Annotated in this window: 4 protein-coding genes and 1 pseudogene; 2 read left to right on the forward strand and 3 right to left on the reverse strand. The window is 41.6% G+C overall.

Annotated features, from left to right (window positions below; all coding sequences use genetic code 11):
- Nucleotides 1-257: 257 nt before the first annotated feature.
- Nucleotides 258-1,196, reverse strand: coding sequence for an AbiTii domain-containing protein (locus BZG83_RS16030; RefSeq protein WP_077482045.1), 939 nt, complete (start codon nucleotides 1,194-1,196; stop codon nucleotides 258-260).
- Between the two features lie 92 nt (nucleotides 1,197-1,288).
- Between BZG83_RS16030 and BZG83_RS17115 the strand changes: the two genes are divergently transcribed.
- Entirely contained in the window at nucleotides 1,289-1,423 is a 135-nt protein-coding gene (locus tag BZG83_RS17115) for a hypothetical protein (RefSeq protein ID WP_274532440.1), read from the forward strand.
- Nucleotides 1,424-1,614: 191 nt separating this feature from the next.
- Here the strand turns inward: BZG83_RS17115 and BZG83_RS16035 are convergent, their stop codons facing one another.
- Nucleotides 1,615-1,962 carry a hypothetical protein gene (locus tag BZG83_RS16035; RefSeq protein WP_077482047.1) on the reverse strand — a complete coding sequence of 116 codons (348 nt, stop codon included), beginning with the start codon at nucleotides 1,960-1,962 and terminating at the stop codon, nucleotides 1,615-1,617.
- 116 nt (nucleotides 1,963-2,078) lie between these two features.
- Complete coding sequence (locus tag BZG83_RS16040) at nucleotides 2,079-2,726, reverse strand: HAD family hydrolase (RefSeq protein WP_077482049.1); 648 nt, start codon at nucleotides 2,724-2,726, stop codon at nucleotides 2,079-2,081.
- Nucleotides 2,727-2,941: 215 nt separating this feature from the next.
- Here BZG83_RS16040 and BZG83_RS16045 point away from each other — a divergent pair.
- A pseudogene (locus BZG83_RS16045) lies at nucleotides 2,942-3,166 on the forward strand (IS110 family transposase); the annotation flags it as partial.
- Nucleotides 3,167-3,895 lie beyond the last annotated feature (729 nt).

Genomic DNA, 3,895 nt, shown 5'->3' on the forward strand with positions numbered 1-3,895 from the left:
GATATATTCAAGATATGGTTCACAATTAACTACTTTATTATTAAAACTCTTATTTATTCGCTTAATCGCACGACCAGTCAATACAAGTAAATAAACACATGGAATTAGAATAAAAAGTATAAAAAACACCCAGAAACTCATTTTTTCCTCCATGTAAAACTGCTAACGCCTCGCTTAACCGGCGCAAAATTGCAGGCTAAAATTAGCGACGAAGGAGCGCAAGCCTGCTGTTTTGCGTCCCTTGGTTTAAGCGTTTGTTAAGCATCACTGCTCGGCAAGTGCAAGATTTCACCTATGAGTAGATAGGTATTTAAAAATAAGGCTCTTGCTTCTTCCACCGTAACTTCGTTGTGAACACCGGTAGAGACTCGGTCATAGAGGTTAGCTAAGTTTTGACGAAACCTCTTTTTCCTACTATTGCTGTCTATACGTTGGTGAATATAAGCATTAATTCTGTTCTGGTGGCGATTAGCCGCTAATGAAAGTTGATTGCCACCAATTTCGATCGTTTCTTCTGATGGAGGGAAAATATTATCTGCGAAAGAGTCAATGACTCGGCGACAAGTTGTAAGTGACTGACTTATTGCTTCTTGATCACCCTCAGCTAGACGACTCATTACAGATGGGATTTGTTCGAGAACGTCCCCGCACGAGTCTCCGATCAAGCTATCGACATCACTTTTATATCTCTCAAAAATCGACTCAGAAAGACTGTCGAATTGCTTTTCATAATATATTTCGCTTACAAACTCATGAAGGTTGGCAAGTACTCTACTTTTTATTCCGCTTAGCTTAGAAATATACGAAGTCGATGAAGCCATCTCGTCAGTGACTTTCTTTGTCGCAGCAAAAGCCATATCCCCAGCAGTATCGGGCACTCGCATCGCATGTAATTTTGCTTGCTCAGCAATTATTGCGGCTTCTTGTTGTGCTAAAGGCCCCCAATAACCCCGTTGTTTTTCACGATCGACCCAGCGCCCTGTGATCCCCATATATCTTAGGGATACCTCATTTGATGAGTTGTATCCTTTCATTTCAAGCTTAAGCCAATATCGGATTTCTTCAGAGCCAACCCATCGGGCTAGTCTCGAGGCCTTCAGAATTAAGCTTTCTGCGCTTGCTCGGCTCAACTCTATATCATCGAGTAGCTCTTTAGCTAATTCGAGAATGTGTTCTGATCTACTCTGGTCAACCACGATTATTCCTTGTGATGCTTAACGAATGACATGGATTCCCTCTCTTGAAGATCTGCCACACTTAGGTGCGGCCTTTAATACCGGAGGTAACCATGTCTGCTCGATTCATTTGTGGCGCTGATCTCGCCAAGCACCACTTTTCTCTTCACGCGGTGGATGACCACGGAAAAGTCATTCTCTATAACTCGTTCCCACGCTCCTGCGTGGGAACAGGAAGTAATGTCTAATGGCCCTGTCACATGATTGGCAGGTAGCGGTGAAACCGCAGTAAGAGACCTTCTATATGTGTTTGCCGTAAGCAATAACTTAATGGCTGAAATGACAGAACGAAGTAGACGACTTTGTTGTTCGAGAGCATTGGCTGCTGGCGCAGCCAAAAAATGCTATTGCCTATTGACCGGAGAAGGGCTCATATGTGTTATACGCGTTCTCCACGATTGAACGCAACTACCGTAGCGCGTAATTTAGTTAGCTTAAACTCTGTAAGTAACACTGTAACAAAAGACAATATAGAAACGGAGATAAGTGCAACATTAATCAAAGCATTACCACTAAACTCATAAATACCTGACAGACCAATAAATAGCAAAAGACAGGAAATTATCGATAGAATCGAATCATTCGTTTTCACTTTATACTCATCAGCAGGTATATCTTTTATTATCGAAACCGGATTTGAGAGCCCGTCAAGCCGAACTGCAATTTTTCCTTTTTTAATTTTTACTTTTAGGCCAGAACTTCTTAACGAATTAGCTAAATCTTCCATGATTGATTATCTCCATTTCTGCGAGCGCATAACGCAAAGCACAGTTGCAAAATACTTGGCACTATATTTTGCGAAGCAAAATTCGTGATATGTATTTTGTCAATTGATGCGCCTTGTTATACGAACATTTCCTCATATGTGCTGATTGCTTTAACTGCACCGGTTAGGTCATTTCTACCATTAAAGTCATGCTTAACAGCAATGACGTCACAGCCACTAGATTTACCAGCACGAATACCCGCTGTAGAATCTTCAAACACAATTGTTTGGTCAGGTGAAGCAGCTAATTTGCCAAGAGCTAAAGTATAGGCTTCAGGATCAGGCTTATGCTTAGTTACGTGCTCCTGCGTGATAACAAGGTCAAAAGCATTCTCTAGCTGTAACGAGGCTAAAATATTAGCCACCATCCATGTTGCTGCTGAACTAACAACTCCACACTTTTTACCTGCTAGTTTTAACTGTTCTATGTAAGCCTTAGCCCCAACATTTAGCTCAAGACCATCATTGAGCAACTGTTCGTAATGAGCTCGAAAGTAGCAATTAAACTCTGTTAAGTCAGGAGCAATATTTGCATTTTCAAAGAAGTGACCCGTTACAACCTGCCAACTTTCACCCATAACATCTTTGTAAATGTTGTAGTCTACGTGTGCGCCATAATCTAAACACGCTAATGCTAACGCTTTGCCCTTTAAAGGTTCTGAATTTACTAATGTTCCGTCCATATCGAACAGATAAACTTCATAATCTTTCAATTCACTCTCCATGTTAAATTTTCGAGTTCGTATAACGCTAAGCCAAGTAGTGAGCAACGCAATACGAAGTCACTGCATAATACCTTAAACACATAAATCAACGCATACTAAAAATGCCACGCGTTGCGAATCTGTCTTAAGCGCTTTGATACTCATTGAGCCTTCTCCTCCAGCTTAACCAGCAGGCTAAGCTGGAAGGCGACAAATCCAAAAAAGGAGAAGACTCGATGAGATTTTATAACCAACAGCATGATTATTACTGCGGCATCGATCTGCATGCGCGCATTCTTTACGTCTGTATCATTGATTCTGCGGGTAACTCCGTGGTTCATAAGAAAGTTGACGCCACCCCTGACGCACTCTTAGACACTCTTGCGCCCTTTCAAGACCAAATTGTTGTCGGCATCGAGTGTATGCATTGCTGGTATTGGGTTAGTGACCTTTGCCGCGATAGACGGCAGTAAGAGATCTTCTATATGTGTTTGCCGTAAGCAATGACATAATGGCGGAAATGACAGAGCGAAGTAGACGACTTTGTTGTTCGAGAGCATTGGCTGCTGGCGCAGCCAAAAAATGCTATTGCCTATTGACCGGAGAAGGGCTCATATGTGTTATGTGTGCTCCCAAAAAGCAACTTGTTGCCCACTTTTGCCCTGTTGGCTAAAATTTGACAAATGAATGAACATGTTAATACTATTGATGACTATTTAACCAACGGAAGGCTTAAATCGTGAAGGAAATCATCAACAACATAAGTATTTTTGTAGGCAAAAACCTTAGCATCATTGGGTTTACCTCTGGTGTTCTATTTTACTTGGTAATCAGGTAATTGGCTCAAGAGACAGCAGATAAGCAGATTTATTTGGCCGTTTTACAACTTTGACGCTGTCTTTGGCATTGTTACCCCAAACTTTTCCACCCGTGAATAACCATTCTTTTCAGTGCTTTTATTGCTATCACTTTCGCGCTGCTATCTCCGATTACTTCGTAACACATAACGCCCGCGTCTAGGGAATCCCCTCATAAATATCTTTTGAAACAATGAGGTAGACACGCATCACTCCCTCTGATCTAATGAATTTCGCCAAAAACACACTCGATACAGACAGATTCAATAGCGATGCTAACGATGCGTGATGACCAAATCCTACTACAAACACTGTCAAAACAGTGCCCCAACA

The sequence above is a fragment of the Salinivibrio sp. PR919 genome (genome assembly GCF_001995355.1).
Classification (GTDB): Bacteria; Pseudomonadota; Gammaproteobacteria; order Enterobacterales; family Vibrionaceae; genus Salinivibrio; species Salinivibrio proteolyticus.

Excerpts from the sequence above, each read along its gene's own strand:
- BZG83_RS17115 (WP_274532440.1), top strand. The coding sequence starts at position 1,289 with ATGTCTGCTCGATTCATTTGTGGCGCTGATCTCGCCAAGCACCACTTT.
- BZG83_RS16035 (WP_077482047.1), bottom strand. The coding sequence starts at position 1,962 with ATGGAAGATTTAGCTAATTCGTTAAGAAGTTCTGGCCTAAAAGTAAAA.
- BZG83_RS16040 (WP_077482049.1), bottom strand. The coding sequence starts at position 2,726 with ATGGAGAGTGAATTGAAAGATTATGAAGTTTATCTGTTCGATATGGAC.